Source organism: Sandarakinorhabdus sp., assembly GCF_031422795.1.
Lineage (GTDB): Bacteria > Pseudomonadota > Alphaproteobacteria > Sphingomonadales > Sphingomonadaceae > Sandarakinorhabdus.
In genome coordinates, this window is record NZ_JANPML010000363.1 from 1 (window position 1) to 1,677 (window position 1,677).

A 1,677-nucleotide genomic window follows, 5' to 3' on the forward strand; every position below is an offset into this window, starting at 1 on the left:
CTGGCGGTGAGCTGGTGGTGGGGCCGCCGCTTGCTTGCGCGGCAGCCGCTCGGCCTGGCGGGGCGGGCGGTGATGGGGGGCACGGCGTTTGTGTGGCTGATGCTGGCGGAATTCGGGCTGGCGCTGGCATTCGGGCGGGCGCCGGGGGCGTATCTGGCGTCGTTCTTTACGGCTGATGGTCTTCTCGGGCTGGCGGGGCAGCTGGGGTTTGCGGCCCTGCCGCTCTTCATAAAGCCCGCCCGCGCCTAATGCTGCCTTGCAACATCGGCAGCCCCATGCTAGCCGCGCCCTCAAATTAGCCTTGGGCACACGGTGAACATCGTTCGCCGCGCCTTTTGTCATATCCGAACCAGAGCGGGGCTGAAGCCTTGGACGCACAAATTTCTTCCAGCCCAGGTTTTTCTGGCGCCACCGGCCTTTCCGGGCGCTATGCCCGTGCCCTGTTCGCGCTGGCGATCGAGGGTAAATCACTGGCCGCTGTTGAAGCCAGCCTGAAGACGCTGACCGAGGCTTTGGCCGAATCGGCTGATCTGAAGGGCCTGATTTCCTCGGCGGTGGTGGGCCGGGGTGCGGCGGGCGCGGCGATTGCCGGCGTGGCCAAGGGGCTGAACATCGATGGCCTGACCCAGAATTTCCTCGGCGTGCTTGCCGCCAATCGCCGGCTGCGCCTGCTGCCCGCGGTGATCCGCGATTTTGCCGCGCTGAACGCGGCCCGCAAGGGTGAAGTCACCGCCACCGTCACCGCCGCGCACAAGCTGACAGCGGCGCAGCAAAAGGCGCTGGCTGCCAAGCTGAAGGCCGGCATCGGCCGCGATGTGGCACTGGATGTGAACATCGATCCGTCCATCCTGGGCGGCCTGATGGTGCGCGTCGGCAGCCGCCTGATTGATTCGTCATTGAAGACCCGGCTCGACATGCTCGGCCAGGCACTCAAAGCTTAAAAGAGGACAACCCAGATGGACATCAATGCCGCTGAAATCTCGCGGATCATCAAGGATCAGATCGCCAATTTCGGCACCGAAGCACAGGTGTCCGAAGTCGGCCAGGTGCTGAGCGTTGGCGACGGTATCGCCCGCGTGCACGGTCTGGATAATGTGCAGGCCGGTGAAATGGTCGAATTCCCGGGCGGCATCAAGGGCATGGCCCTGAACCTGGAAACCGATAACGTTGGTATCGTGATCTTCGGCAGCGACAGCGCCATCAAGGAAGGCGACACCGTCAAGCGCACCGGCACCATCGTCGACGTGCCGGTGGGCAAGGGCCTGCTGGGCCGCGTTGTTGACGGTCTGGGCAACCCGATCGACGGCAAGGGCCCGCTGGTCGATGTCACCCGTATGCGCGTCGAAGTGAAGGCGCCGGGCATCATCCCGCGCAAATCCGTCCACGAACCGATGCAGACCGGCCTGAAGGCGCTCGACGCGCTGGTGCCCGTCGGTCGTGGCCAGCGCGAACTGATCATCGGTGATCGCCAGACCGGCAAAACCGCTGTCGCCATCGATACCTTCATCAACCAGAAGGAAGCGAACAAAGGCACCGACGAATCGAAGAAGCTGTATTGCATCTATGTCGCCGTCGGCCAGAAGCGCAGCACGGTGGCGCAGATCGTCCGCGCGCTTGAAGAAAACGGCGCGATGGAATATTCGATCGTCGTCGCCGCCACCGCCTCGGAGCCGGCAC

At 64.2% G+C, this 1,677-nt stretch carries 3 protein-coding genes; all 3 read left to right on the forward strand.

Translation table 11 applies throughout. The annotated features are described in order from the left end of the window. Positions 1 to 249: hypothetical protein (locus RMO81_RS12590; RefSeq protein WP_310476238.1), on the forward strand; the 249-nt coding region annotated here is incomplete at its 5' end. 131 nt (positions 250 to 380) lie between these two features. Beyond that, positions 381 to 941 (forward strand): F0F1 ATP synthase subunit delta, encoded by a 561-nt coding sequence (locus RMO81_RS12595; protein WP_409049617.1) that lies wholly within the window; start codon positions 381 to 383, stop codon positions 939 to 941. 15 nt (positions 942 to 956) lie between these two features. After that, positions 957 to 1,677, forward strand: a 721-nt coding sequence (locus RMO81_RS12600; protein WP_409049616.1) for an HAS-barrel domain-containing protein, incomplete at its 3' end; no start/stop codon positions are given.